At 37.7% G+C, this 24428-nt stretch carries 25 protein-coding genes and 1 pseudogene; 15 read left to right on the forward strand and 11 right to left on the reverse strand.

Annotation, left to right across the window (positions count from 1 at the left end; translation table 11 throughout):
- The first annotated feature begins 624 nt into the window (after positions 1–624).
- On the forward strand, positions 625–1056 hold the full coding sequence (locus AB7U21_RS02245) for a fasciclin domain-containing protein (RefSeq protein ID WP_428386775.1): 432 nt from the start codon (positions 625–627) through the stop codon (positions 1054–1056).
- Positions 1057–1495: 439 nt separating this feature from the next.
- Here the strand turns inward: AB7U21_RS02245 and AB7U21_RS02250 are convergent, their stop codons facing one another.
- The 5 genes from AB7U21_RS02250 to AB7U21_RS02270 form a co-directional block, all read right to left on the reverse strand.
- Complete coding sequence (locus AB7U21_RS02250) at positions 1496–3181, reverse strand: ABC1 kinase family protein (RefSeq protein WP_428386777.1); 1686 nt, start codon at positions 3179–3181, stop codon at positions 1496–1498.
- A gap of 275 nt (positions 3182–3456) precedes the next feature.
- Positions 3457–4644, reverse strand: a complete 1188-nt coding sequence (locus tag AB7U21_RS02255; RefSeq protein WP_428386779.1) for a hypothetical protein — start codon at positions 4642–4644, stop codon at positions 3457–3459.
- Positions 4645–4722: 78 nt separating this feature from the next.
- The gene (tes, locus tag AB7U21_RS02260; protein WP_428386781.1) at positions 4723–6291 is read right to left on the reverse strand and encodes a tetraether lipid synthase Tes; all 1569 of its coding nucleotides are present in this window, start codon (positions 6289–6291) and stop codon (positions 4723–4725) included.
- Between the two features lie 43 nt (positions 6292–6334).
- Positions 6335–6613, reverse strand: coding sequence for a hypothetical protein (locus tag AB7U21_RS02265; protein WP_428386783.1), 279 nt, complete (start codon positions 6611–6613; stop codon positions 6335–6337).
- A complete protein-coding gene (locus tag AB7U21_RS02270; protein ID WP_428386785.1) occupies positions 6610–7122 on the reverse strand; it encodes a TrmB family transcriptional regulator in 513 nt (170 codons plus the stop codon). Before AB7U21_RS02270 ends, AB7U21_RS02265 begins: the two co-directional genes overlap by 4 nt.
- Positions 7123–7226: 104 nt before the next feature.
- Here AB7U21_RS02270 and AB7U21_RS02275 point away from each other — a divergent pair, with 104 nt between their 5' ends.
- The 4 genes from AB7U21_RS02275 to AB7U21_RS02290 all read left to right on the forward strand — a co-directional run bounded on the left by AB7U21_RS02275 (position 7227) and on the right by AB7U21_RS02290 (position 13474).
- Complete coding sequence (locus tag AB7U21_RS02275) at positions 7227–9509, forward strand: hydrophobe/amphiphile efflux-3 (HAE3) family transporter (protein ID WP_428386787.1); 2283 nt, start codon at positions 7227–7229, stop codon at positions 9507–9509.
- A gap of 35 nt (positions 9510–9544) precedes the next feature.
- A complete protein-coding gene (locus AB7U21_RS02280) occupies positions 9545–10609 on the forward strand; it encodes a COG1361 S-layer family protein (protein ID WP_209616438.1) in 1065 nt (354 codons plus the stop codon).
- A 42-nt stretch (positions 10610–10651) separates the two neighbouring features.
- Positions 10652–11446 (forward strand): TrmB family transcriptional regulator, encoded by a 795-nt coding sequence (locus AB7U21_RS02285; protein ID WP_407282225.1) that lies wholly within the window; start codon positions 10652–10654, stop codon positions 11444–11446.
- 1509 nt (positions 11447–12955) lie between these two features.
- Complete coding sequence (locus AB7U21_RS02290) at positions 12956–13474, forward strand: hypothetical protein (protein WP_407282226.1); 519 nt, start codon at positions 12956–12958, stop codon at positions 13472–13474.
- Between the two features lie 151 nt (positions 13475–13625).
- On the opposite strand, the gene AB7U21_RS02295 is transcribed toward AB7U21_RS02290, so the two are convergent.
- The 4 genes from AB7U21_RS02295 to AB7U21_RS02310 all read right to left on the reverse strand — a co-directional run bounded on the left by AB7U21_RS02295 (position 13626) and on the right by AB7U21_RS02310 (position 15638).
- Positions 13626–14027, reverse strand: a complete 402-nt coding sequence (locus AB7U21_RS02295; RefSeq protein WP_209616689.1) for an ArsR family transcriptional regulator — start codon at positions 14025–14027, stop codon at positions 13626–13628.
- Positions 13930–14184: a peptidyl-tRNA hydrolase gene (locus tag AB7U21_RS02300; protein ID WP_209616428.1), complete on the reverse strand. Its 255-nt coding sequence runs from the start codon at positions 14182–14184 to the stop codon at positions 13930–13932. The genes AB7U21_RS02295 and AB7U21_RS02300 overlap by 98 nt, the downstream gene beginning before the upstream one ends.
- Positions 14185–14197: 13 nt before the next feature.
- Positions 14198–14371: a hypothetical protein gene (locus AB7U21_RS02305; protein WP_209616412.1), complete on the reverse strand. Its 174-nt coding sequence runs from the start codon at positions 14369–14371 to the stop codon at positions 14198–14200.
- An 82-nt stretch (positions 14372–14453) separates the two neighbouring features.
- Positions 14454–15638 (reverse strand): transposase, encoded by a 1185-nt coding sequence (locus AB7U21_RS02310; protein ID WP_209616409.1) that lies wholly within the window; start codon positions 15636–15638, stop codon positions 14454–14456.
- A 185-nt stretch (positions 15639–15823) separates the two neighbouring features.
- Here AB7U21_RS02310 and AB7U21_RS02315 point away from each other — a divergent pair, with 185 nt between their 5' ends.
- The 3 genes from AB7U21_RS02315 to AB7U21_RS02325 all read left to right on the forward strand — a co-directional run bounded on the left by AB7U21_RS02315 (position 15824) and on the right by AB7U21_RS02325 (position 16840).
- Positions 15824–16153 (forward strand): hypothetical protein, encoded by a 330-nt coding sequence (locus tag AB7U21_RS02315; protein ID WP_209616406.1) that lies wholly within the window; start codon positions 15824–15826, stop codon positions 16151–16153.
- On the forward strand, positions 16140–16460 hold the full coding sequence (locus tag AB7U21_RS02320; protein ID WP_209616403.1) for a helix-turn-helix domain-containing protein: 321 nt from the start codon (positions 16140–16142) through the stop codon (positions 16458–16460). The genes AB7U21_RS02315 and AB7U21_RS02320 overlap by 14 nt, the downstream gene beginning before the upstream one ends.
- Positions 16461–16702: 242 nt before the next feature.
- Positions 16703–16840 carry a fasciclin domain-containing protein gene (locus AB7U21_RS02325; protein WP_428386792.1) on the forward strand — a complete coding sequence of 46 codons (138 nt, stop codon included), beginning with the start codon at positions 16703–16705 and terminating at the stop codon, positions 16838–16840.
- A 69-nt stretch (positions 16841–16909) separates the two neighbouring features.
- On the opposite strand, the gene AB7U21_RS02330 is transcribed toward AB7U21_RS02325, so the two are convergent.
- On the reverse strand, positions 16910–17848 hold the full coding sequence (locus tag AB7U21_RS02330; protein WP_428386794.1) for a nucleoside recognition domain-containing protein: 939 nt from the start codon (positions 17846–17848) through the stop codon (positions 16910–16912).
- Between the two features lie 103 nt (positions 17849–17951).
- On the opposite strand from AB7U21_RS02330, the gene AB7U21_RS02335 reads away from it, so the two are divergent.
- From AB7U21_RS02335 to pyrG, 3 genes are read left to right on the forward strand one after another with little or no spacing between them, the layout of a single operon-like run.
- Positions 17952–18134: a methytransferase partner Trm112 gene (locus tag AB7U21_RS02335; protein ID WP_333788390.1), complete on the forward strand. Its 183-nt coding sequence runs from the start codon at positions 17952–17954 to the stop codon at positions 18132–18134.
- 11 nt (positions 18135–18145) lie between these two features.
- On the forward strand, positions 18146–18814 hold the full coding sequence (locus AB7U21_RS02340) for a DUF7524 family protein (RefSeq protein WP_428386796.1): 669 nt from the start codon (positions 18146–18148) through the stop codon (positions 18812–18814).
- 18 nt (positions 18815–18832) lie between these two features.
- Complete coding sequence (gene pyrG, locus AB7U21_RS02345; protein WP_333788392.1) at positions 18833–20431, forward strand: glutamine hydrolyzing CTP synthase; 1599 nt, start codon at positions 18833–18835, stop codon at positions 20429–20431.
- On the opposite strand, the gene truD is transcribed toward pyrG, so the two are convergent.
- A complete protein-coding gene (gene truD, locus AB7U21_RS02350) occupies positions 20428–21744 on the reverse strand; it encodes a tRNA pseudouridine(13) synthase TruD (protein WP_428386799.1) in 1317 nt (438 codons plus the stop codon). The genes pyrG and truD overlap by 4 nt on opposite strands.
- 257 nt (positions 21745–22001) lie before the next feature.
- Between truD and AB7U21_RS02355 the strand changes: the two genes are divergently transcribed.
- The 4 genes and pseudogenes from AB7U21_RS02355 to AB7U21_RS02370 all read left to right on the forward strand — a co-directional run.
- Positions 22002–22214 carry a type I restriction enzyme endonuclease domain-containing protein gene (locus AB7U21_RS02355; RefSeq protein WP_428386802.1) on the forward strand — a complete coding sequence of 71 codons (213 nt, stop codon included), beginning with the start codon at positions 22002–22004 and terminating at the stop codon, positions 22212–22214.
- A 136-nt stretch (positions 22215–22350) separates the two neighbouring features.
- Positions 22351–23913 (forward strand): glycosyltransferase, encoded by a 1563-nt coding sequence (locus AB7U21_RS02360; RefSeq protein WP_333788387.1) that lies wholly within the window; start codon positions 22351–22353, stop codon positions 23911–23913.
- Positions 23913–24104, forward strand: a pseudogene (locus AB7U21_RS02365) (SPASM domain-containing protein); the annotation flags it as partial. The gene AB7U21_RS02360 and the pseudogene AB7U21_RS02365, both read left to right, overlap by 1 nt.
- A gap of 81 nt (positions 24105–24185) precedes the next feature.
- Positions 24186–24428, forward strand: a 243-nt coding sequence (locus AB7U21_RS02370; RefSeq protein WP_428386804.1) for a hypothetical protein, incomplete at its 3' end; no start/stop codon positions are given.

Consider the following 24428-nt stretch of genomic DNA (forward strand, 5'->3'; position numbering starts at 1 on the left):
ATAAAATGCTATGGAACTCAGAAGCAACGGTATGTATTTTGAACCGGGGGTTTTTTTGTAGTCTTTAATGTAATAGAGAAGAATACAGACTATGATACATGATATGAACAAGGGGATTGAGTAAACATTGAAATACATCTTTACTTCCTTATTGACAACAAAACGCTATTTTTCTGAGTTCTAGTCCTGTCCTGAAACAGGAATTATTTTTGGACATAATAAAGAACTGATTCTCATATCAGAAATTTATCTAAATTCCACAGCTTACTCTGCCGATGTCTGATCGTGGCTCTCAACTAACCGCCAAGAGAATTTATGCTGCTAATGTAATACTTTTTAAACCCTTACCCAACTTCATTTTAATACTACAACTATATAATATTTTCTTATGGTACATCTCTAAATTCCAGTTCTGCAGGGCATTCAATAAAATGATCTTGCAGGCACAAAAATACCATTATCTGCACGAAGTACAGAACCATTTTGAAAAATTTGCTCCTCGCTTCAAGATAGTAGGTTTCTATAGTGCTGGATTTTCAATAAACATCTTTTGGAAGACTTTAGTAAAGATAGTCTTAAATCTTTTAAGATAGATACTTACTCGTTTAAATAGGGAGGTATAAAATGAAAAAATGGGTTATTGTAATTTTACTGATAGCTTTCAGCTTAATGCTATCAGGATGTACGGAACAGGCCGAGGAACAGCCAGAAGAACAACCAGTCGCAGAAAATGAGAGTACAGTAACTGAACAAAAGGACATCGTTCAGACAGCTATAGATGCAGGTTCGTTCAATACTCTCGTTACGGCTGTACAAACAGCGGATCTTGTAGAAACTCTTAGCGGAGAAGGGCCTTTCACGGTCTTTGCGCCTACAGATGATGCTTTTGCAGCAGTCCCTGAAGAAACTTTGAATGGCTTGCTGGTTAACAAAACCGAACTGACAAAAGTACTTACCTATCATGTGGCATCAGGCAAGTACATGGCTGAGGACGTTGTTAGCATGGGGAACATAACCACTCTTGAAGGTAACATCAGTACATCCGAAAGTAGATGAAACTTCCTCTTCGATATTATGCACTATATTTAATAAAATTGAAGAGGACAACATCATATCAACATGTAATCTATTACCATTATTTGCAGTCATCAATAAATAATATTTATAATTAAACATCTAGTTGTACTTGTACATCACATCTTCTAATTGTATAAATAAAGTTTACTTTACCTTGTCATTAATGTCGTTACCTTACATACTCTAAAAGATTTACAAGCATATGTGGAAATTAATAAATCATCAACTTTAACTACTTATTTAGTATTCAAAAATAAATAGCGTTATTTTTAACGATATACCATTGACATATATGCACTAATAATTCTGCCTGGTTGTTATACAATGCATTTAAATGATTTATTTTTTTTCTATGTTTTTCATTTCTGATGTCGTTGGAAGATTACTGTTTATCGCTTTTAAGCTTAGATGAATGAATCTAATTGTAAATACGTTCCGTTTTGAGAATAGAGATAACAAACCCCATTCCTAAAAGGAAAGCTATGATAAATCCAAAGACTCCAAGAAATGGAACGCCCCAGACGAGTGGTTCCATATCAGTTTGCAAAATCAATGATGAACCTATTATTATGGCTGACACAATAAAACTAAATGCAATACGATTACTTGCATCATTAATTTCTTGAGGTAATGTTTCAAGTTCATTATGCCTGAATTTGATATTTAGTTCACCTTTTTCTATTAAAGACAGAATTTGTGATATCTGCATCGGCATTTTGTGCAGTACACGAGAATATTTCGGTACATTCTTTAATGCTGAATTTGTAATATTCTTAGGACTCAAACGTTTTTTCATATATTTTTTTGCATGTGGTTCAAAAACAAGTGCCAGATTAAAATCGGGCATCAGCTGAGAACCAAATCCTGTAATCATAATTGTTCCCCTTAAAAGTAAAGCAACATTTGGTGGAAGTTTTGCATGATGTTCTTGCAATATAACGAATATATCACTAATCATTGATGCTGCATCCATTTGCTTTAAAGATCTGCCGTAGTATTTATCTAAGAATGTTTCAATATCATTTTTTAATCTCTGAGTATCTGCATCACTTCCAATAACATCATACTCATACATAATTTCTACAAACTGCTCAACATCACCCTTTGTCATTGCGAAGAGTGCATCAATAAATCCATTTTGAAGGTCATTCGACAACCGACCAACCATGCCAAAATCAATCAGTGCAATAGTTTCATTGTCCAATATAAAAACATTACCAGGATGAATATCTGCATGAAATAAACCATCTTCAAATATCTGTTTCATAAAGGCGTTGGAACCAATCATTGCTATTTTTTCTCGATCATATCCTAATTTGTCAAGTGATTGAAAATCATTTGCTTTAATGCCATCGATATATTCAAGCGTCAAAATCTTTTGACTACTATAGTTCCAGTATACTTTTGGAATGTAGACTGACTTTTCATCTTTGAAATTATAAGAGAAACGTTCAATATATTGAGCTTCTTGTGTGTAGTCGAGTTCAGTACGAATTGATCTTGAAAACTCATCTACAATTTTGACCAATCCATATTGCTTGGCAGCCTGAACACGTTCTTCAGCAAGTCTGGCAAGACTATTCATAATATCCAGATCTGTTTCAATAATTTTATTGACATGTGGACGTTGGATTTTAACAACCACATTCATACCATCTTTCAACTTAGCTCTATGTACCTGACCTATAGATGCAGCTGCCATTGGTTTACGTTCAAAAGTTTCAAATAAATCATCAAGAGTGGCTCCCAACTCATCTTGAATTACATATTCAACATCTTCCAATGCAAATGAAGGGACATTGTCCTGAAGTTTTGCAAATTCATCTGCATATTCAAGCGGTATCAAATCCTTACGAACACTGAGTATTTGTCCTAATTTCACATAGGTAGGACCAAGTTCTTCAAGTACTTCCCGTAATCTTTCAGGACGTGATACTGCTTCTTCTTTTGATGTATAGAGTTTATTTGAATCTAAGATGTGAATGTGAAACGGACGAAGTTTCAACTGATCAACAAGATAGTCAAATTCATATTTTATCAAAATATCTATTATTTTTTTGTACCTTTTTATCATTGAGTATTTGCGTAGTATACTAAGGTTCATACCGATTCTCCTATTTTTATATAAGATTATAATACGATACAATAAAATATATAATAGATGTATTGATTATTGCGATCTTTAGCAAAATCTCTATTATTTTCTTGTATCGTTTTACTATCAAGTATCTCTGTAGTATACTAAAATACATACAAGGTCACCGATTTCACAATATATTGTGCAGCATTACTGTAAAGTACATCAAAGAAGGCGCAAATAAAATCACCAAGTATAGTTTGCTACAATCCATAGATCTGCGCTCCTTTACCAATTCCGTATTAGATCACAAATCCCGATGTGTCTTCCACCATTCCCTGGCCACTTCCAGTAGTATCCAGTGTAATTACATCATAATTAGTTTCGATTTTAAGATCAATGACTTCTACAAGATTTTCAATGTATTTAAAATCAAAATCTTTCCTGAAGCTGAATGACTTTTTACAGTAGCTTTTCATGACTACAAATACCTTATTTCCTTCAGCAGTAACAATCCACCTTTTATCTTCTTTCTCTGAAGGATATTCATGAACACTAACCTTTTCGAAATAGTGCATTTTCTGAGTCATGGAATCGTAAAAACTCATAGAATTGTAAATATCATATTCCACCCCCATTACCTCAATCGAGGGTACAAAATAAGTCAATATAGAACCATTCCTGAAAACTATCCTTGACCATTTCCATGGAATGAACGGACCAACTACTATGACCTTTTGAGCATAACATTTACCTGAGAAATCGTTACAAGAAAGCTGACCTTCGAAATCAAAATAAAGGTTAGCTAGGCGAAAACCAAACAAACCTTTGAATTGCTCTGACAACTCGGAAATGAATTCAGTATTTTCAGGTTTCTTTATCGTCAGAGAACAAAACTTTTTACCAGCTTCCATAATATTCAGAGAATATTCAGGAAATGAACCACAAAATTCAGCACTGATATTATCATTAAAACAAGCTATAATATCATCCTTAATTTCAATGGTGCAGAGGTCATCTGTAATCGTTCTCTGTTTTTCATCATATTCCCATGAAACACAATAACCCTCTGTTCGGTTATCAGACACTTTGCTATCTTTTATGTAGCGACCATTAACCTCGATGTCACCGTCTGTTCTACCAAACATCAAAAAAAATTGACGTTTTGAGCCATCATTAGCAGTAAATTTCATGAACCAATATTCTTTTCCAAAAAGAGGAAGATCATCAAATGAAAAAAGAAGGTCATCGATATTCTTTCCTGATTTCTTCTTCAAAAGAAGTCTTTCAATCCTATTCTTACTTTCTTTCAGTTCATTTATTGAAGCAATAAATGCTTGTTTTTCCTTTTTAGGCAGCGTTTTGATGTAATTGTTTCTTTTTTTTATGAAATTCAGCAACCTATTCTTATCCATACCAACCTGATTTCCAACATCGCTATTTCTAGAATCGTTCTCTGTTAATGTCGGGCTTACAGCTTCTTCAATCATATTTAACACCCATTTTTTCCATTTCTAAAATATTCCACATTCTCCGGTCAGTATATTACAACTGGGGACAGTAAATGTCTATGAGTAAAACGGTTTTGAGAATTTTGCCTCTACTTCCTGTCGATGGATTGTATTATATGCACAGAATGGAATCACACGTCCATCTGGTGTAGCGTAGTGTATTCCACACCTCTGCACCCTCTCGATATCAAAATTATAGGGATCTTGAAAATGCATTGATCCAAGGAACAAACTATTCCTGTGGAAGGGCTTTAAAGCTTCTCCTGTACCTTTATTGAAAAAATCCATTATCATTTTCGTGACATTGATAGACTGTGGAGCAGTTTTCTGATCGATGAAACTGGATATTTTGTGAAGGGCTTTACTAGTAAGACCTGCTTTTTTTATCTGAAAATTCGTATTACTTATCTGAGGGGATATCTCATCTAGATATTCAAACAAACCGTCTACATCCACAAAACGAGTAATAGGAATTAGCTTATCTCCATCTTTGAAAATATATGTAACAGTTCCACAGTGAGGATGTATTGTGAATTGTAGAACTTGTTTGTTCAACATGGCTGCTATGAATCTGGATATTGACGTTGATTGTGGTACAGAGAACCAATCATCCCTGCAGATAGTCCCATTTGTTTGTTCTTCAGTCATTAATAAAAAATCTGGAATTGTAATTCTTTTTTTCTCTCTTTCTGTCTGATCAATGCGACCTGTGAAAGCAACTGGTTGGAAATTGACGCCTTTGATAACATCAAGCCTTTCTGAAGCAAAATTGATTATATTTCCAACTTGATGATCATTTACTTCTTTTATAAGAGTTGGTACCAACACAATGCTCGCAATTCCTGCAGTACGACAGTTGTTTATTGCAGCATTTTTCAATGGAAAGGCATTAAAACCACGTGTAATGTGATAGGGTTCTTCTCCTATACCATCAAATGACAAATAGACAGTCTGAAGACCAGCTGTCCTTAATTTATGTGCAAATTCTACATCCTTTGCAATTCTTACTCCATTAGTGGCAATTTGAATATGTAAAAAATCAAGGTCTTTTGCCATTGATATTAGCTCTGGCAAATCATCACGTACAGTTGGTTCACCACCAGAAAATTGGACCGCACAGCATGGAACAGGTTTCTGATTCCTAAGCATAAGTAGCATATTCTGAATCTGTTCTTCATTTGGCTCATAAATGAATCCACTTCTTTTTGCATTCGCAAAACATACAGGACAGTTAAGATTACATCTATTTGTTACATCAATGTTTGCCAGAATAGTGCTGGTTGTATGTTTTTCACATAATCCACAATCAAGAAGATGATTCTCGCTCTTTATTGCAGGATTTAAAACACCTGTGCCTACTACATGAGATTGACAGAACTTATTATAAAGTTCAAAATCAGACCAATAGATATCTTGGAAAGTACCATGATTAGAACAATACTTGGAAAGGTAAACGCTGCCATCTTCTGTGAAAATTTCAGCAGGAATTTTGTCCAAGCATTCCGGACAAAGTGAGATTGTATTTTTTATGTGCAACCTTTGTTTTTTATTTAGCTCATCCGTTTCGCTATTTTTTGAAACTACATTTATACTCAAATTGCAGTCTGTTGTGCATTTGCTAGTCATTTGCTCACCATTTTTATTACTTTTATCTGCTATGGATACGAGACTATTCTATTGATGCAGATTGATTCCACTCTGCATCAATGAAATGCCTGAAAACACGAACATGCTCTTTCCCACAGTACCATGTAGCATTGAGGTTAGGAGGAAATATTTCATCATTGACAGTGACTACAAGAAGTTCTTTCTCATCAACAGAAAGGATACCACCCATTAGAGGACTAGAATTGTTCTTTTTATTATACACTTTGACTTCAGCACCGGGCAACTCTGTGGCAATTTCATCTGCATAAATTTTATCATTGACAGTTATTTTAACCTTCACGCCCTCACTGATTTTTTCACGAATCTCTTTCCAAATACTGCCCATAATAGGGGATAAACAGCAACAATTTGGTTCAATGGAACGTATGACGAAGAAAAAAGAATCTCTTTATTGGATGATTCAAGCATTTGAAGTATCTTGTCAGTGACATTCTTCACACCATTAATATTCCATGCCGAGTTATCTTCTAAAGTCCCTTCCTGTTTTTGATAGATATTTTCAAGTTGTTCCAGGGAAAAATCCACAGCAACCGCGTAATCTTTTGTCAACAGAGTGATTATTCTTTCGGGTTCCTGTGCTTTATATCTCATTGGTTTGGAGTTCTGAATCTCGATTAACCCTCTGTTTTTAAGTTTGTCTATTACACCATACACAGCAGAACGTGGGACACCCGAAAGAGTATGGAGGTCAGCTGCATTCCTGCTTCCGTACTGCGTTAGTGCTGCCAGAATTTTGGCTTCATAGGCTGTCAAACCTAATTGTTGCAGAGATTCTATTAACAATTGCATAATAACATTGATATAAGTATCTTCTATTTACTATCTTCGGTACAACAATAAACTAGTATTAAATAACTATCTATATTGTTAGTATTCTATTACTAACAGATATCATGTCTGCAAAAAAAATATTTGAACAAATTGGAGCTGTGATTGAGAAATGGCCTCTGGGAATAATTATCGTTGCGATTCTCATGATGCTGATTGCATTTCAAGGAGCAGGCTTGATAGAACATAAAAGTGGAACAGACACTTTTGTAGAAAAAGACTCTGACCTCTATCAGAACTATGATCATATCTACAAGCAGAATTTTGGAAACGAAGTTATAATGGTGCTCATCGATTCTGATGATGTAAGGGAATCTGAAGTCATCGAAGCAATTGATGATTTTGATACGCTGATAGCCCGAGATAAGGATGTAGAGAATGTTATCAGTATGGCATCACTGATTAAGAATACTGCATATTCCGTCACCGGCCATTCTGAAATACCCAATAATTACGATTCCATTCTGTCAATAATTGATTTACTGCCTTCTGCTTATGTTGACCAGTTGATGCCTGACAACACGCATACTATTATTATGGTGCAGTTGCCGGGAAACATAGATGAAGACAACAAGGAAAGAGTGCTTACGCGGGTAGAGAGAACAATTGAAGTGGTTGATTTTCCCACAGGCACAAATGCTGTTGCAACAGGTGAACCTGCTTTTATGATTGCGATGTCCGAAGAGATGAGCTCAAGTCTCCAAACAATGCTTATCCTTGCATTTGTCCTGATGATCTTTGCATTGCTTATGGTATTCAGACATGTCAGGTGGTGTCTGATGCCATTGCCTGTAGTTCTTATAGGTTTGATATGGACTTTTGGTGCAATGGGTTATCTGAACATACCCATGACGATGGCATCCATGGCAGTATTCCCAATTCTTATCGGACTTGGTGCCGACTATGCAATTCAGTTCCATAACCGTGTGGAAGAAGAACTTGCAAAAGGTGAGAGTGTCGAAGAAGCCATTATTGATACAATCACACATACTGGTCCTGCTGTTGGGAGTGCTGTTGTAGCCACATGTCTGGGTTTTATCGCTCTTTTAATATCCCCGGTTCCTATGATACAGGATTTCGGCAAAATGAGTCTTGTGGGTGTGCTACTCTGTTACATTGCTTCAATGTTTGTTCTTGTATCCATCTTATACCTACTTGACAGACGAGAAGAGAAAAAGAAACGCAGGTATCCTGCAAGACAGGCTTCTGTAAAAAAAGCAGAACAAAAGGAAACAGCTATTGGGAAAGTACTTTCCCATGTTGCCATGTTCTCTGCAAAAAGACCTTTGATCATCATTGTGCTGGCATCTGTTCTTGCAGCGGGAGGATTGTATGCTGATGAACATGTAGGTGTTCAGACCGAGACAAAGGATTTTGTACCACAGGACATGCGGGCTTTGCAGAATCTGAATAAACTAACAACAGTGGTGGGTGGAATTGATCAGATAAACATTATTGTCAGAACAGATGATGTCCTTGATCCAGACCTGCTGCAATGGATGTTAGATTTTTCTGAAAGAGAAGAAGAAAGCAATAGCTATATAACAGGTTCAAGCAGCATTGCCTCCCTGATCGAATCAAGTCATGGTTCGATTCCCTCAGATAAGGATACCATTACTTCTGTCACTGATAGCATGTCCTCGGTTGTAACGGATCAGTACATCGAAGGAAGCAATCTTGCTGTAATAAACCTGAAACTTGAGAGTGACCTTCCTTCTGAGCAAATCACAACAGCCATTGACCTTGTCAAAAGTGACATGGAATGGTATGATCCTCCAGCAGGTACTACGGTAACTGTCACAGGTTCAAAGGTAATGACAAATTCCATTATAGATGCCCTGACATCCGGCAGGACAACTATGGGTTATCTTGGGATGGTAATTATCTTCTTGGGAATGCTTGTGATCTACAGGGACTGGCTGAAGGCTGTATCCACAATATTACCAATTGTAATGGTAACAGGCTGGATAGGGGGAGTGATGTATCTCCTTGACATGCCATACAATCCGCTGACTGCCACTCTTGGTGCTCTTGCAATAGGCATTGGAGCAGAATTCACAATATTGATGCTTGAACGTTACTTTGAGGAACGTGAAAAAGGCATGGAACCATATGATGCAATGGAAAAGGCTGCATCTTCAGTTGGTCCGGCTATCATTGCATCAGGTTCTACTGTCATATTTGGCTTCTCAGCCCTTATTGTATCCTCGTTCCCAATGATAAGTGATTTTGGAAAAGTTACAGTGATAGCTGTTGCATTGTCCTTGTTGAGCACAGTTATTGTGCTGCCACCCATCATGGTAAACCTTGATAGGTGGAGAATAAAACACCAATCTTCAGATAAATAAGAGAACAAAAATACAAAATATAGCAAGGTGAATGTATGATATCCCTTAAAAATGTAAAGATGCTCACGATAGCACTCTTGGTGCTAAGTTGTATGCATAGTGCGTCTGCAAGCATAGATGAAGACGTTATTTCAGAAATAGCAAGTGATTACTACGATCTTTACGGTTCCCCTCATCTAGTAGCAAACCTCGCCTGCGATGATGTATTTGAGAGAGGTGAAGATGCTGTCCTGTACGTGAACATCATGAACGATGGTCAGATCACAGGACTTGAAGCCGATGAGGATGAGATTGAGGATGATTTCAGAGATGGACAGATTGGTGAGACACTTACCAGGACTTACATGGCAAGTGAACTCGCTTCTGACAGAGCCATTACAAAAGCTGAGGATATAACAGCAACACTTTCACTTGTAGACCCGGATACTCCCATAGACATAAAACTTGATACCCTGCTTCTGGGTTCAATTAGTTCAGGTAAATCCTTAGAATCACCTGCCGAATTCCCTATAGAGGTATATGACAATGCAGAAGCTGGTACTTACAGATTGAAACTCAATGTGAAATACAGGTACCAAAAAGATTCTGCTGTAACTCCTCCCTACGGTGACACATACTACTGGCATGAAGAAATGAACCAGACAATGTACCTTGATATTTTTGTAGAGGAGGAACCATATTTCAAGGTGATAAAGACAGAATCTGGTCTTCAGAAGGGTGATAAGGAAACCATCAACATAACCTATGCGAACATTGGAGATGATGTTGCATACGACTGTATTGCAAGGATAAGTGTTGTGGATCCATTCACAACCAGCGATGACGAAGCATATCTTGGTGACATGTACCCCGGAGATTCAAAGACTGCAACTTTCGAGGTTAATGTGGCAGATGATGCTACAGTGAAACCCTATGCGATCAGCACTGAAGTGAAGTATACTGACAAACACGATGAAAGTCAGTATTCCGATGATCTCAAGGCTTCGGTGAATGTTGGTGAGTCCGAATCCAGCCTGAATGGAACTACTATGTTAGGTGCTGTAGTCCTGGTGGGTATTGTCAGTATACCACTGTATTTAAGGTCCAGAAAAAAGGAGTAGAGATGAAGAAAATAACAAATAGGATGTAATAACGTAAGTACTATGATGAATTCATTAATAGATTCTCTTCAATTGTTTGGCCTCACGTCCTATGAAGCAAAGATCCTTGTTGCACTGACGCAGTACGGAAGCAGGAATGCAGCGGACATCCATGCTCTTTCGGGTGTCCCACGTTCTGCAGTTTATGGTGTGATAGACCGCTTAAATGACAGAGGTATAATCGAGGTCCAGAATACAAAACCGATGCGTTATAGGGCTCTATCCCCAGATATCGTTATTGACAGACTCAAGGCTAACTATGAAGATGCTATCAAGTTTTGCAGGGAACAGCTTGAGAACATCTATAGTGAAAATGCGGAACACACAGAAGAAAACTCTGCATGGAATATCAACGGTGTGAAGAATGTCAATGATAAGATACTGCAAATGATGGAATCTGCTACCGAGGAGATTATTTTTGCATCCTTCTATCCTTCACTAACTCGTGTGATAGAAGTTTACCCTATAATGGATGCCATCAAGGATACTATCCATAAGAAAATTGCTATGGGTGTAAAACTGAAGCTTACAGGACGTGAAAAGAGCCACGTGGGAGATCTTGTAAAGGAGTTTCCTGGAGTACAGGTCCGTACGTACAGCAATGGAAAAAGAACCCAACCTCTTAAAGGTGGAATACTGGTCATTGACAACAAAGGGATACTTGTTATTACTATTAATGATGATGTGGTTCCAATAAGCCTCAATGCCACATGGTACAACGGAAAAGAGCATGTTCAGATCTTCAAGCATTTCGTAGATACCGAGTGGGAATCTTCCACTCCATTTGAAATTGGATGACTGGTTTGCAATATAAAGGCAAAAAAGCAAGGTTCGAATGATTTAACGGAGGCAGGTCAATGATTTTATCTCAATGTTCTTTATTTGGTTCAAGAATGATTGAAGATCTCGTTCAGTATAACATGAATATTTAGCAATTATTGCATGAGATTACACATGAATCCTAAAGTCTTTAACAATAATAAAATAACAATAAAATTGATATTGCTATGTTTGACATACATCACTTTATTTATTTTACTTTTAATTGCCAATATCACATTATATATCATATATTATTAATGTTTATCACCATATAATGATTTATTCAAAATTTGACTCTGTAGAAAACCTATCGAAATCAGCACCTATAGCTAAAATTCTGCGATAGCAATCATTATTAAGGGTTACATATCGAATTTCTATTGACTTGGATAATAGCTTGAATTTTGAGGATTTCTACAAAGCCTTTTAAACAAAACCAATTTAAAGCATTTAGAAACAGTAGTGCTGTATTTGATCCCATCTCTGAAGAAATATCTCTGAATGTTGAAAAAATACTTGCGAAAACAGTATCATCAGATTCTCAATTAGCAAATATCGATTTATCAGAATTAATACAAGAATATAAATCTGGAAATAATGATTTCAATGATCTTATTTTACAAGATGTTTGTAAAACAAACAACTATATCCTCGTCACAAATGATTGCGATTTTCATTGTAATGACATCGATATTCTTACGGCGAATAAAAAGTTGTTAAAATCAAATTGAAATCTTGATGATATTTCTTTTAAGCCCCTCATACTGCACATAGTTCCATATGTGTAGGAAAAACATTCAAGGACGCTAACTTTGAGTGTTGTGATTAAAAAAGTCAGGTGTACGGTCTTGATGAAGATATGACCGTTAATATGTCTGATCATTATATCCTGTTTTGTTAATTTTATGATTGATGGTGATGTGGATTAAGGTGTTATTTCACCTTTTCTCTTTTAAGTATCCTATAGACTTTTTAGTTTCTTTTTGAATAAAACCCTTTTTTAGTTGTTTTAAGTCGAATGTTTTTAAATACGAATGTTACCGTATAGAAATGTAGCGCGGGATGATAACCTGCTATAACATACAGGTACCAACTAAGAACCACCCCGAAAACAAAATATTATCCCGCTCACGTTATTGTTGGCCACTCTTCATGCTTTGCTCCCTTTACAACTACTGAAAAAGAGACTTTTGTTGTGGCCAACAATAGTATGTTATCCCCTTGAATACTGATTTTTTCAGTGTTCATACAGTTAATAAATTCAATTATAATGTTGAAAGCTCTACAGGTGTGTTTCAATACATTGAACATCAAAAAAAGGTAATTGTTCTAAAAAGACATTGATTTTGATCCATCTTGCCCTAATATCTTACTTACAACTTGCTCAAACATTGAATCATAATGATACTTATGACAGTACACAAAAGATCAATTCGAAAGCAATAGCCAATAAAAAATTGAAACTCAATGTCCGGATGTGGTAATATGGATGTGTCGAAAATATCAAGATTCAAGTTGGCAAGGGATAGCGATTTCAAACCGATGTCTAATGAAGAAATGTATAGCCGAGAAATTGCAGACTATGGTAGCGAACATTATATGGGATATAGGTTTATGGAACGCCTACCATTAAATCAAAAAATAGTATTATTGGCACTCGCCAAAATACATGAACAGGTATATCCTATCCCTAAATATGTGTACCACTCTGAGATACTCCATGTTTGCATAGAGTGGACGAGAGATACTGAACTTGAAAAGATTAATCTTCCGAATGATACCTATACCACTCTTCCGTTCCCTGTGGGTACTGTTCGGAACTGTTTAGAGGGAATGGCATCGACCTATTTACCTCATTTTGTGGAAGCCCGATACATGTCTAAAAAAGACAAATCAAGAGGATATCGGTTCACTGAACGTTTGTCACTCGACAAGGTAAAGAAAGCCGTGACAAGAGATGAGCCTTTGCTAATCCCTTTACTTGATGCCAAAATTGAATTATAATAATAGATATGTTATGTTTTCGGTATCGTAACACTTAATTTATTTGTGTGAAATCTTCGATGTGATCGCAATTCAAAAGCAATATCCACTAAAACAAGGATTGAAAACAAGAAATGATACTGGAAGAACGGGTTAACGTTCTTCAAAACAATTATTCTTCTGCAATATTTACTTTAACTTTCAAGATGCTGATAGGTTCAAGTTTTTTCCACTCAACTGTGCAACTCTTGTCAAAAACGTAATCATTAACGTTCTTATCTGAGAAAACACCGTCCACGTCATAGACAAAGAAACCTTCCTCACCATTGGTTGAAACAATATTGTCCTGACCGTGAACGTCTTTCACTTCAACAATTGCTGCTTTTTTGAGTGCTTCCAGCAATGTAGCACCTTTTTCAACTTCAACTGTTCTAATAGGTGCGAATATGTTAAGCGCATTGAAAATATTCTTATTGTTAAGCTGCAGAACATGGGTCTTTCCATAAATCTTGCGCTGTATAAGTTCTGCATCTTCCAGTATGTTTGCGTGTTTTGCAGCAACTGGTACAGAAATACTGAGTTCCCTTGTCGAACCATTCTTTAATATCACCAAGATGGTCCAGATTTTTGAGGATTGGAGTTATCGATGCATGAGCAACCTGAACTCCAAGTTTCCCGGGAGACAATTCCACATCTTCAGGTATCACTATAACTTGTTTGTACTCCCACATGCTTTTTCACTCTTTAGATAGCTTTATTTTTTGATAATTTAGTCTTATTTTTTCTAGGCTTGTTCCAGTAAGGGGATTTACATTTTGGACATATCACAGGGTCTTCATTTATTTTAGTACGTGGTACCCATTCATGTCCACATCTTCCACATTTATGTCCATCTTTTTGTATTTTTACAGTTGCCATGTAATAAAAATAACATCTATGATATTTAGATATTACTAAACAGAGTTTTAATAAACTATACTTATAAATTATATAGAATAAACTAGAAGTTTGCTGCGGGCGAGCATGCAACTGTAATTAACAATGAAGATAGAAAACTAATGGCTGCTATTTGACGTTTCCCTTGTCGCTTGAAAGGATCTGAAAATATGCAAGCGTTAATTAAAACCCATAAATTGTATAATATAATTGAAAATAGGAAAAGAAATAGACGAATTCTATAGTCTGTTGCAGCTGTTTTTGTTCTAAATATATTGCACATTCTATAGCTAGTTTCAATACCCCATCTTTTAGAATATAATAAGTACAACTCTTTAATTTCATCAGATGAAAGAGACATATTTGTAGCAAATACACCTATTTCTTTTTCGTCATTTGCTTGGTTATTATTTTTTGACCTTTTATCTGATTCTACAAAAATCAATTTAACTAAAGTACCTTTATTTTTCGATTTCAACCTATATAACCGGGTTGCTGGTAGTTTAACTTTTTCTGCTAATTTTTTTATATTTTTGGATTTTTTTGCAGGCATCAAAAAATGAATATCCATTTTTTTTAATGTTGAGATTATAGCAACCGAATAAAAGCCTCTATCAAAAAAAACTCTGTTAATTTGAACTTTTGATTTAGCATAATACAAAAGATTTTCGACTATAGCTTTTAAATGTTCACTATCACGTGATTCAAGTGGTAATGCCCTTAGAACAAACCTTTTGTTTTTTTCGACTATAGTTACGGTTGCAAATTGATAAGCTTTTGTTGTCCCTCTCTCAGCTTTTGTTCCAACAACCATCTTAGTATCGCGTTTGCCATAAAATTTTATACTTGTCCAATCAATTGCAAGATCAACTTTACTATTAAGTAACCCTTGTTTTTTTGCTTCCCTAAAAATAGAATCAAAAACAAATGTGAATCTTTTTAGTATTTCGTCTATATCATTTTTTTTGATGTGATAACGAACAGTATCTCCATTTGGAACATTTGAATATCCATCAAATATTAATGATTCAGAAGCATTTTCTATAAAATTATTAGTCAATGCTCCTCTCATTACTACATGTAATATGTCTCTATCTGAATAGAGACAATTATGCTTCATGGTAAATAAAATAGAAGGATTTATAATGCTTTTAAAAGCATGTCCTATTTTTGATCCTATAACATTTTTATTTTCATGATTGCTAAAACAGAAATCATCTAGCTTTTTTTGTTTTGTTTTTTCAGTCATTTTCAAATGTCATCTTATTTTTTATCAAGTTTCATTTGAATCACCGAACTTAGCAATGTTTTATTGCTATTTATACTTACTCCAATCTAATCGTACGATTTGTGATATAATATCAAGTATCGTACGAAACTATTAATAAGATTTCGGCCATTTAATTATGAGCAAAAAATGCTTGAGTGGAGACTATGGAAAATCAAAAAAGATCATTAAAAAATACGCAGCGTCCTAGCCATAGAATACCAATCAATGAATTAAACGCAGAATTTCTTAAAAAAAGAAAATCACACATCGAAGAAACAGATATTCTGCAAAATAATAACGAGATCAAAAAGAAAGTTAAAATTAGTTATGATGGGAAGCAGTTTTTAATTCGCATACCAAATGAAATCAGTAAATACTATAGTTTAAGAAAAGGCGATGAAGTAGAGATAATAATTGAAGAAACAAAAACTACGACTGAAACTATCAGAGAAGTTCCCATCACATTAAAGGTAGTCGAAGATGTCAATACTTGAAGAGTCTTTTAACAAATATGAAATAGCAGTTATGTTCGTTTTGTTTAAGGCTGGAAGAGAATTAACGACTTCTCAGGTATCTTCTAAAGCGGACATTGCATGGGCAACTGTTAAGAAATACTTGGATATTTTAGAGGAAGAAGGTTATGTTTACAAAAAAGAAGTAGGAAATAGAGTATATTGGATGTATGCTTCTCATTTTAAAGCACTTTCTGACAAGGAAAAAGAAAAATGGATTCTTTATAGACCAACTCCATTCATTCCAGAAACAAAAATTGTTCAACAAACCCTCCATGATTATCATTAATTATACATCTATTCTTGATTCATTTTTATCAATTTTTCTTGATTTGGTATTTCAAAGGCAAATCATGGATTGATTTTTTGTAGATTAGTCTACATTTTATTCAATAATCTTTTTACAATTATTACAACAAGTCTAATTAGCTTTTAGAAATACTGTTATATGTAAAGTTGCAATTCACGGGATTATATCTTGAAACTAGTTGAAATTAGTTATAATGATAGGTACTTTCGGATGTACTGAACATGCTTGATGTAGAGGTTACTAACGAGGGTGTTTTTGTGGGAGGAGCTAAGGTCATACAGACTGACATCGAGTGCACTAATGGTGTGATCCATGTGATAGACACTGTACTGATCCCGCCAGCAAATATGACCTCATGATCTCATTTCGTGTGTTTTCAGGCGTTTTAAAATCCTCTGCAGAGCCAACATCTGGCTCTGGCATTTCTTTTATGCGGCTACCTGTAACAGAACGATTAGTATTGCCAACCTGACAAACATACTAATGCCTACTGATATTCCTACTATCTTCGTACCAACTTTCGCTCCGAACAGGGATACATATCTGGGAAGAAGTGACTTTATACCAAATATCGGTAGCATGAACATACTTCCCAGCATAAGTACTATCATTGCCTGCACAGGTGCGATCCCATTGTCACTCAGCATGGGTCCGAGTAATGATATCCCCATAATAGGGCTTGCAATATAGGTTGTGAGGGGAACGATGCTTTCAGAAGGGATATGAAAGATCTCTGCAAGTGGCAGAACGCTGAATGCCTCAAAGGCCCCATTTTCTCTTAAATAGAACACAATGGTTGTCATAGCCAGATATACTAAGGCTATCTTCGTGAACAGACGTTTCTCTTTCACAAAAGTTCTCTTTATCGCATCTTTAAAGGAAACCTTTTTCCGGGTCGTTGTATCGGCCATTTTGCAGTTATTTTTCTCAAGTAGCAGCTTGCTAAGGATAACCACTATTGATATCTTAACTATTGCCGTAATTATGAACACTCCTACATAGAAGCCGCCTACAAAATATCCAAGGGCTGGTAGTACTATTGGTATCTGGTATGTAAGTATCTCTCTTATATAGGCAGGAGTGCTGTTAAGCAGGGCGCATAACATTGCCTCTCTATCATTGATACAGCCACTGTTGCGAACCTGTACCACCATGCTGTTAGCAGCAACAGCGGAGCCCAGAGAGACCACAAATGCCGAAGCACAGCTATCCGGAAGATTGGTATGACGGAAAAGAGGGCCAGCCACTACGGATAACTTTTGCATCAGTCCGAGCTCTATCAGAAGCCCTGTGCCAAAAAGCCCCAGTGCTATTGTTATCAGTATCGGGATAGCAAAATCCAGAACTTTGAGCAGGAGGTCGAGCATGCAAATATGTAATGGATGGTATCTAGATTAATGTATCTAATCCTTGAAATGTCACCAAAACCTTGATATTTACTGTAATGCATGTTGGTGGTGGTGAACAGATGTGAAAGAGGACCTGATGAAGATTCTTGCCTGTCCTTTATGCAAAGGTGACCTTGTTCTGAACGTGCAGAGCAAAGAGGGTGACGAAGTTATAGCAGGTACATTGTACTGTGAAAAGTGCAATGAATATTATCCTATAGATGATGGCATACCTAACATGCTGCCTCCGCATCTGAGGGAATGAGGTAAGGTAAATTGCAGGTAGTTCATATTAACAGACTGGGGATAAATTCCATTGAGTTTGATATGGAATCTATGGAGATACCTCTCTCCCCCGGGGAAGAACAGAGTTTTGAGATAGTGATAATCAATTACAGTTCACCTACCCATGTACATATTTCTGTAAGCGATACTCTTAAGCAAAACGTCACAATACTTGAGGACAATCCATACGTGACCCATGAAGATTATATCCCTGTGGTGGTCAGAATTCCTTTTGACGGCAAAAAGATCTATCAGGGAGATGTGTATGTAACAGTTAGCCACGGTGCCAGGAAAAGTAGTTTCTCCATGGTTCTGGGTCAGCCTCTTACTGGCAAGGATACAAAATGCATTCAGGTGGATGATTCCCTCTCAGCACCTAATGAGGTCTATGTAAAGAACAAGAAGTCTGCAGGTAACTGGAAAGAGCAGCTTCCGGAAATATCGGCCGGAATGCTGAAAAACAGTTATGAACATGTGATCTCCAAGGCTACGGTCTTTCTTTCAGGAATTCTGCTGCTCGTTTTATTCATCCTGACGGTCTCAAGTATATTTGCGAACGGGATCAGTCCCGCGCTGGGTTTTTATTTAGCTGTTGTCTTATCGATACTTTTCACAGCATTCTGTGTATATCTCTTAATAAAGCTTCCAATATTCAAGTGATCCGGGTAGTTGATCTACATGAAATATATCATAGTTACAGGCGGAGTTATGAGCGGTCTTGGAAAAGGCATCACTGCTGCATCCATTGGTAGGAACCTTAAGAACATAGGTTATAAGGTAACAGCTATTAAGATCGATCCATACATTAACATTGATGCGGGAACTATGAGTCCGTATCAGCACGGGGAGGTCTTCGTGCTTAAGGACGGAGGAGAAGTCGATCTTGATCTTGGGAACTACGAACGTTTCCTGGATACGGAACTTACCCGGGACCATAATCTAACTACAGGTAAGATCTACCAATCTGTGATCCTGAAGGAACGCAGGGGAGATTATCTGGGAAAGACCGTTCAGATCATTCCTCATATAACCAATGAGATCAAGGACAGAATAAGGAAAGTTGCCGCAAAGAGCGGTGCAGATATCTGCCTTATTGAAGTAGGCGGCACTGTCGGTGACATTGAAAGCATGCCTTTCCTTGAAGCTGTCAGGCAGATGCACCGGGAAGAGAAATCAGAGGACCTCATCTTTGTGCATGTGACGCTGGTACCGATCGATACTCAGGGTGAACAGAAGACCAAGCCAACCCAGCATTCGGTCAAAGAGCTCAGGGAACTGGGACTTACACCGAACGTCATAGTTGCAAGGTGTAAGGAGCCTCTTTCAAGCAGTACCATCTCAAAGGTATCCCTGTTCTGTGATGTACCGGAAGAAGCTGTTATCAGTGCCCATGATGCAAGGGATATATATGAACTGCCTCTTTTGATGGATAAGGAAGGCCTTACTCAATATCTTATTAAAAGGCTTTGTCTGAAATCGACCTCTTATGATCCCTCCTGGACCGAAATGGTGGAACGCATGAATAATCTGAAGGGACAGGTGAAAATATGCATAGTAGGAAAATATACTCACCTTGAGGATTCATATCTCAGCATCAGTGCATCCATAAAGCATGCTTCCATCGAATGTGGCTGCGATTATTTCACTGACTGGCTCAATGCAGAAACGCTGGAACAGGATCCTGAGTGTCTCAGGAAGCTTGATGATTATGATGGCATTCTGGTTCCCGGCGGATTCGGAGAAAGAGGTACTGAAGGCAAAATGATGGCCATCAGGTATGCACGCGAGCACAACATCCCATTCTTGGGCCTGTGCCTGGGAATGCAGTTGTCGGTGGTCGAGTTCGCAAGGAATGTATTGGGTCTTAAAGGAGCGAACAGCACTGAATTCAATGAGGATACGCCTTATCCGGTCATAGATATACTTCCAGAGCAGGAGGGTGTGGAGGACATGGGAGCCACGATGAGGCTGGGAGATTATGAGGCTCAGCTTAAACCAGGTTCCCTCGCAGAAAATATCTACGGGTCACGTAGTATAGTTGAACGTCACAGGCACAGATATGAGGTAAATCCCAATTTTGTGGACAAATTGCAGGAAAAAGGGCTTGTGTTCTCAGGAGTTAACAGGAACCGCATGGAAATATGTGAACTTCCAGGCCATCCTTTCTTCTTTGCATCCCAGTTCCATCCGGAGTTCAAGTCAAGACCAGGCAGACCTTCCCCTCCATTCAAGGCTTTTATGTGCGCCATGCTGGAAAGGCAGAAAGAAAGGTGTTAGCTCATTTTAAGAGGGTCCACCTTCATATATTCGCGCAGCACCGTGGTGGCATAGCTTCCTTTAGGTAGGGAGAATTCCACCATCACTTTCAGTTTTCCAATCTTCAGGTCATCTTCAAGGATCTCGAACCGTGGCTGTACATTGAGCAGTATCTCTCTTCTCTGCCCCCTGGAAGCCATTGCAGGCAGTTCCTCCAGACGGAAATCCTCAGGTTTTAGCTTGAGTTCATCTATTATGGCTGATTCCAGTTCTCCGGGAATGCCTGTAGCCATTTCGGTGTCGTATCCGAAAAGCGGTGCAGTGACAAATGCACGTCCTCTTTTTATCAGATTGTTCATTCCATCCAGGTTCACGGCATTTACTCGCTGCGTCCTTGAGGTATCAGGTAAAGACCCACTGTTCTTGAAGCATACGATATCCCCTTCAATGGCCCGGTTAAGGGGAATTCCGGCTTGAATTCTTGCACAGATCACTCTATTATATATGTATGACTGGAATGCGTGTACGAACATCCTGCTCATGGTTTCTGTCAACATTGAAAAAGAGCCTTTATAGTCTCCGGGATGCTCCACCAGGTAGTGCATCATGGCACGTTCATACCTAAGCCGCGGGGGAAATGTTCTCAGCCCCTGTGCAAAGTTCCTGGTGTTTCTTACTTCATCTCTTGCCATCCTTGTTTCTTCCGGCTCTTCCCTGAAACTTGCAGCAATATACATCATAGCAGCTTCTTCAGCCGAGCCTCTTACCAGAGCTTCTCCTACAAGATGTGTTACAGGCCGGATGGCGCCAAAACGCTGTATTCCGAAGAAATTGGGGACCCCTCCCATAGCGCTGATCTCGGAAGTGATCCCGTCCATTCTTTTCTTCAGTTCATTTTTTTCAAGAGCTATATCACGCATGGTTATCCGGAATATATTGCCTCGCAGGTCTCCCAGTTCCACACCTCTCCTGTATCTCCCGATGGAAGTCAGCTGCACGTCTTTGATGTGTACTTTTTCAACTGTTTCCACTGGTATATCAAAGATACTGATACGCTGGGTGGTGACAGCCCTTTTGTCCTTGGTACCTGCAAAACCAATACGCTTCTGGCTGATACCAAGCGCTCTGGACAGGTCCCTTATAATATGATGCGTGTCCCAGTCCTTCTTGGTGAGCTCCAATATAAGGTATTTTCCGGAATCCTCCACTTCCCAGCCTGGCACTTCCTTTACTATGAAATCCTCCGGCTCCTGCCTGAGCATGCCTCCAATGCCTTCGGCCGTTGTTGCATATAATTCCATGCCTATAATGTGTTCTGTTTCAGGGACCTGCATGAGTGGCTCTATAGTTCTGGGAGTATATCAATGATACCTATCAACTGGTGAAACCATAGGGTCAAAACATTTATGTCATGAATTAATATATAATCTACAAGTGGATGCGTGGAAAAGAAAATGATAGTATGAGCGAAGCACCATTAAAAAACAATATGCAGCAAACTGTGAGGAATCCAAGGTTGATGAATGGATGGATCTTGTAAATCCCGCTCTGAGGTTTAGAAGAAACCACATGTTTTCACTAAAGTCATGCCATTGACTGGACTGTTAGGGAGAATGTACTTACACAGATGAGTGTGCTCGTGAAGCGTATCCTGCGTAAATATGGGTTTCCCCGGACAAGCAGAAAAAAGCTACTCAGACAGTACTTATGCAGGCAGAAGTGGGTTGAAGGTGATTTACAGTGTTTCAGATACGCTGTCACCAGATGTTCTTTGAATATCGAGGCATTCTACAGAGATACTTGAATCGTATTCTTTTTTGTGAAGGTTTTACGTTGATAATTCAAATGTTCCCTCCCACACGTAAGATTATTATTGTAAAAGTATATTTAAAACCTATATGCTAGTATTGTGATTTCTTTTTTAATCAGAACGTGGTCATATGAAAAAGGTCGGAGTTATTGGACTAGGAACAGTTGGCTGGGCAGTGATTCATGGACTGAACTCATTTTTTGAATGTTCTGGCTATGACATTGAAGGAGAATATGAGTGGGATTCCGTTGTTCAGACAGATATCATATTCATTTGTGTTTCTACCCCATTGGGAGATAATGATAGGTTAGAATGCAGCAATGTCACTACTGTATTGGATAGACTGAATACTGAAAAGTATCAAGGTTGTGTAGTAATCAAGAGCACTGTATCTGTCGGGTATTGCGAGTATGCTAAAAAGCAATTCCCAAACATACGGCTTGTTTATATGCCCGAGTTTTTAAGAGAAAAGAGTCCTTTTACATGGTTTTTGTACCCTGACAGACTGGTGCTTAGTGGGAGCACTGAGGATGTCAATGAAGTGATTTCTTTTTTCACTTGGGTAAAAGGTGCTGAAACTCTGGTTATGGACTACAAAAGTGCAGAAATTGGAAAACTGGCTCATAACGCTTTCATAGCTACCAAAGTGAGTTTCACTAATGAGGTTGAAAGTATTTGTGACCAAGTTGGTGCTAGCCCACTGGATGTAATGAGTATAATATGGGCAGACAGAAGAGTAAAATCAAAAGAGCATTTAAATCCATTTCTTGGCCCATATGCAGGCAAGTGTGTTCCCAAAGATACTCATGAACTGATAGAAACTGCGCATAATGCAACTCTCCTTACTGCTGTAGAAAATGTTAATAAATTTATACAGCCGCTAACTTGTATGCACAATGAGATTAAGAATATTGTGATCATTCCTACAAAGAACAGACCCAATCAACTCAAAAGGGCTCTGAGATCAGTAGTAAAGCAGACGCTTTTACCAGATTATGTTGTAGTGGTATACGAAGAAGATGACCCTTCTAAAGACTTGATTTTCCAAGTTGTTAGCGATTTCACGAATACTGTAAAAATAACTCTTTTAGCAAACAAGAACACGAAAAATCTCTCCGGTGCAGCAAACACTGCTTTAAAATATCTATTTAATGAAGGAATAAACCGTGATAATATATATGTTTGCTTCCTTGATGATGACGACTGGTGGGATAGACGATATTTACAGAATAATTCTTGTTATGCAACAGAAACAAATGCTGAATGGATAATCTCTGGATTGATACGTCACGATGAAATTCATCCAGAGGGTTTATTCCAAAATATACCTGAAAATATTTTCATTGAATCCTTCTTAGTTTCCAATCCTAATATTCAGGGTTCGAATCTATTTGTCAAACTTTCTTCCCTGACTTCGATTGGCGGATTTGATGAACACCTGCCAAGCACTACAGACAGAGATATTTGCATAAGGCTCTTAGATGCTGGTATATCTTATGCAGTTTTGCGGAACCATCTTGTGCATCATGATGCTTTTTCCAGGCCTGATAGACTCTCTTATGCCGGGTCTCAAAGAAAAACAGAAGGCACCCTTAACTTTTATTCTAAGTACAAGAGCCGAATGAATGGGGAGCAAATAGGAGCATTTAAAGAAAGAGCACAGAAACTTTTTGGTGTAGAGGTACCCGAATAATGCCTTTTTCAACATATTGCCCTCAACTCTGGAATGGAGTTACTATTGACAATAAAGGAAATGTTTTTAGTTGCTGTCATATCCAACCTGGATATTTTGGTAACATATATTCCTCAAATCTGCGGGACATTGTGAACAGTGAAAAAGCAGTTCAATACAGGACATTTTCCCTCAACGGATACCTTCAATGTTACGTAAAATGCACACTTCTCACGATATCTTACAAGATTCAACCTCCCGAAAATATCTCTCCATATTGTGACTATAACAAAATGACCCGTCTTCACCTTAATTTCGGAGAGAAATGCAATATCGCATGTATTATGTGTAAACAGCCCGCCAGATACAAGGTGGACAAGGAGATACTGAACCCATCTGTTTTAGTTGCAAACATCGATATATCTCCTTTCCAAGAGATTGTGATACAGGGAGGTGAAACCCTGTTTATCCCTCAGTGCATAGAATACATGGACTATCTTGCTTCACAGGGGAAAAAGTATACTGTTCTGACAAAT

It is taken from the genome of Methanomethylovorans sp., from assembly GCF_050177135.1.
Classification (GTDB): domain Archaea; phylum Halobacteriota; class Methanosarcinia; order Methanosarcinales; family Methanosarcinaceae; genus Methanomethylovorans.

Coding starts and splice junctions, on each gene's coding strand:
- AB7U21_RS02245 (WP_428386775.1), top strand. CDS start 625: ATGAAAAAATGGGTTATTGTAATTTTACTGATAGCTTTCAGCTTAATG.
- AB7U21_RS02250 (WP_428386777.1), bottom strand. CDS start 3,181: ATGAACCTTAGTATACTACGCAAATACTCAATGATAAAAAGGTACAAA.
- AB7U21_RS02255 (WP_428386779.1), bottom strand. CDS start 4,644: ATGATTGAAGAAGCTGTAAGCCCGACATTAACAGAGAACGATTCTAGA.
- tes (WP_428386781.1), bottom strand. CDS start 6,291: ATGACTAGCAAATGCACAACAGACTGCAATTTGAGTATAAATGTAGTT.
- AB7U21_RS02270 (WP_428386785.1), bottom strand. CDS start 7,122: ATGCAATTGTTAATAGAATCTCTGCAACAATTAGGTTTGACAGCCTAT.
- AB7U21_RS02275 (WP_428386787.1), top strand. CDS start 7,227: ATGTCTGCAAAAAAAATATTTGAACAAATTGGAGCTGTGATTGAGAAA.
- AB7U21_RS02280 (WP_209616438.1), top strand. CDS start 9,545: ATGATATCCCTTAAAAATGTAAAGATGCTCACGATAGCACTCTTGGTG.
- AB7U21_RS02285 (WP_407282225.1), top strand. CDS start 10,652: ATGATGAATTCATTAATAGATTCTCTTCAATTGTTTGGCCTCACGTCC.
- AB7U21_RS02290 (WP_407282226.1), top strand. CDS start 12,956: ATGGATGTGTCGAAAATATCAAGATTCAAGTTGGCAAGGGATAGCGAT.
- AB7U21_RS02300 (WP_209616428.1), bottom strand. CDS start 14,184: ATGTGGGAGTACAAACAAGTTATAGTGATACCTGAAGATGTGGAATTG.
- AB7U21_RS02305 (WP_209616412.1), bottom strand. CDS start 14,371: ATGGCAACTGTAAAAATACAAAAAGATGGACATAAATGTGGAAGATGT.
- AB7U21_RS02310 (WP_209616409.1), bottom strand. CDS start 15,638: ATGACTGAAAAAACAAAACAAAAAAAGCTAGATGATTTCTGTTTTAGC.
- AB7U21_RS02315 (WP_209616406.1), top strand. CDS start 15,824: ATGGAAAATCAAAAAAGATCATTAAAAAATACGCAGCGTCCTAGCCAT.
- AB7U21_RS02320 (WP_209616403.1), top strand. CDS start 16,140: ATGTCAATACTTGAAGAGTCTTTTAACAAATATGAAATAGCAGTTATG.
- AB7U21_RS02325 (WP_428386792.1), top strand. CDS start 16,703: ATGCTTGATGTAGAGGTTACTAACGAGGGTGTTTTTGTGGGAGGAGCT.
- AB7U21_RS02330 (WP_428386794.1), bottom strand. CDS start 17,848: ATGCTCGACCTCCTGCTCAAAGTTCTGGATTTTGCTATCCCGATACTG.
- pyrG (WP_333788392.1), top strand. CDS start 18,833: ATGAAATATATCATAGTTACAGGCGGAGTTATGAGCGGTCTTGGAAAA.
- truD (WP_428386799.1), bottom strand. CDS start 21,744: ATGCAGGTCCCTGAAACAGAACACATTATAGGCATGGAATTATATGCA.
- AB7U21_RS02360 (WP_333788387.1), top strand. CDS start 22,351: ATGAAAAAGGTCGGAGTTATTGGACTAGGAACAGTTGGCTGGGCAGTG.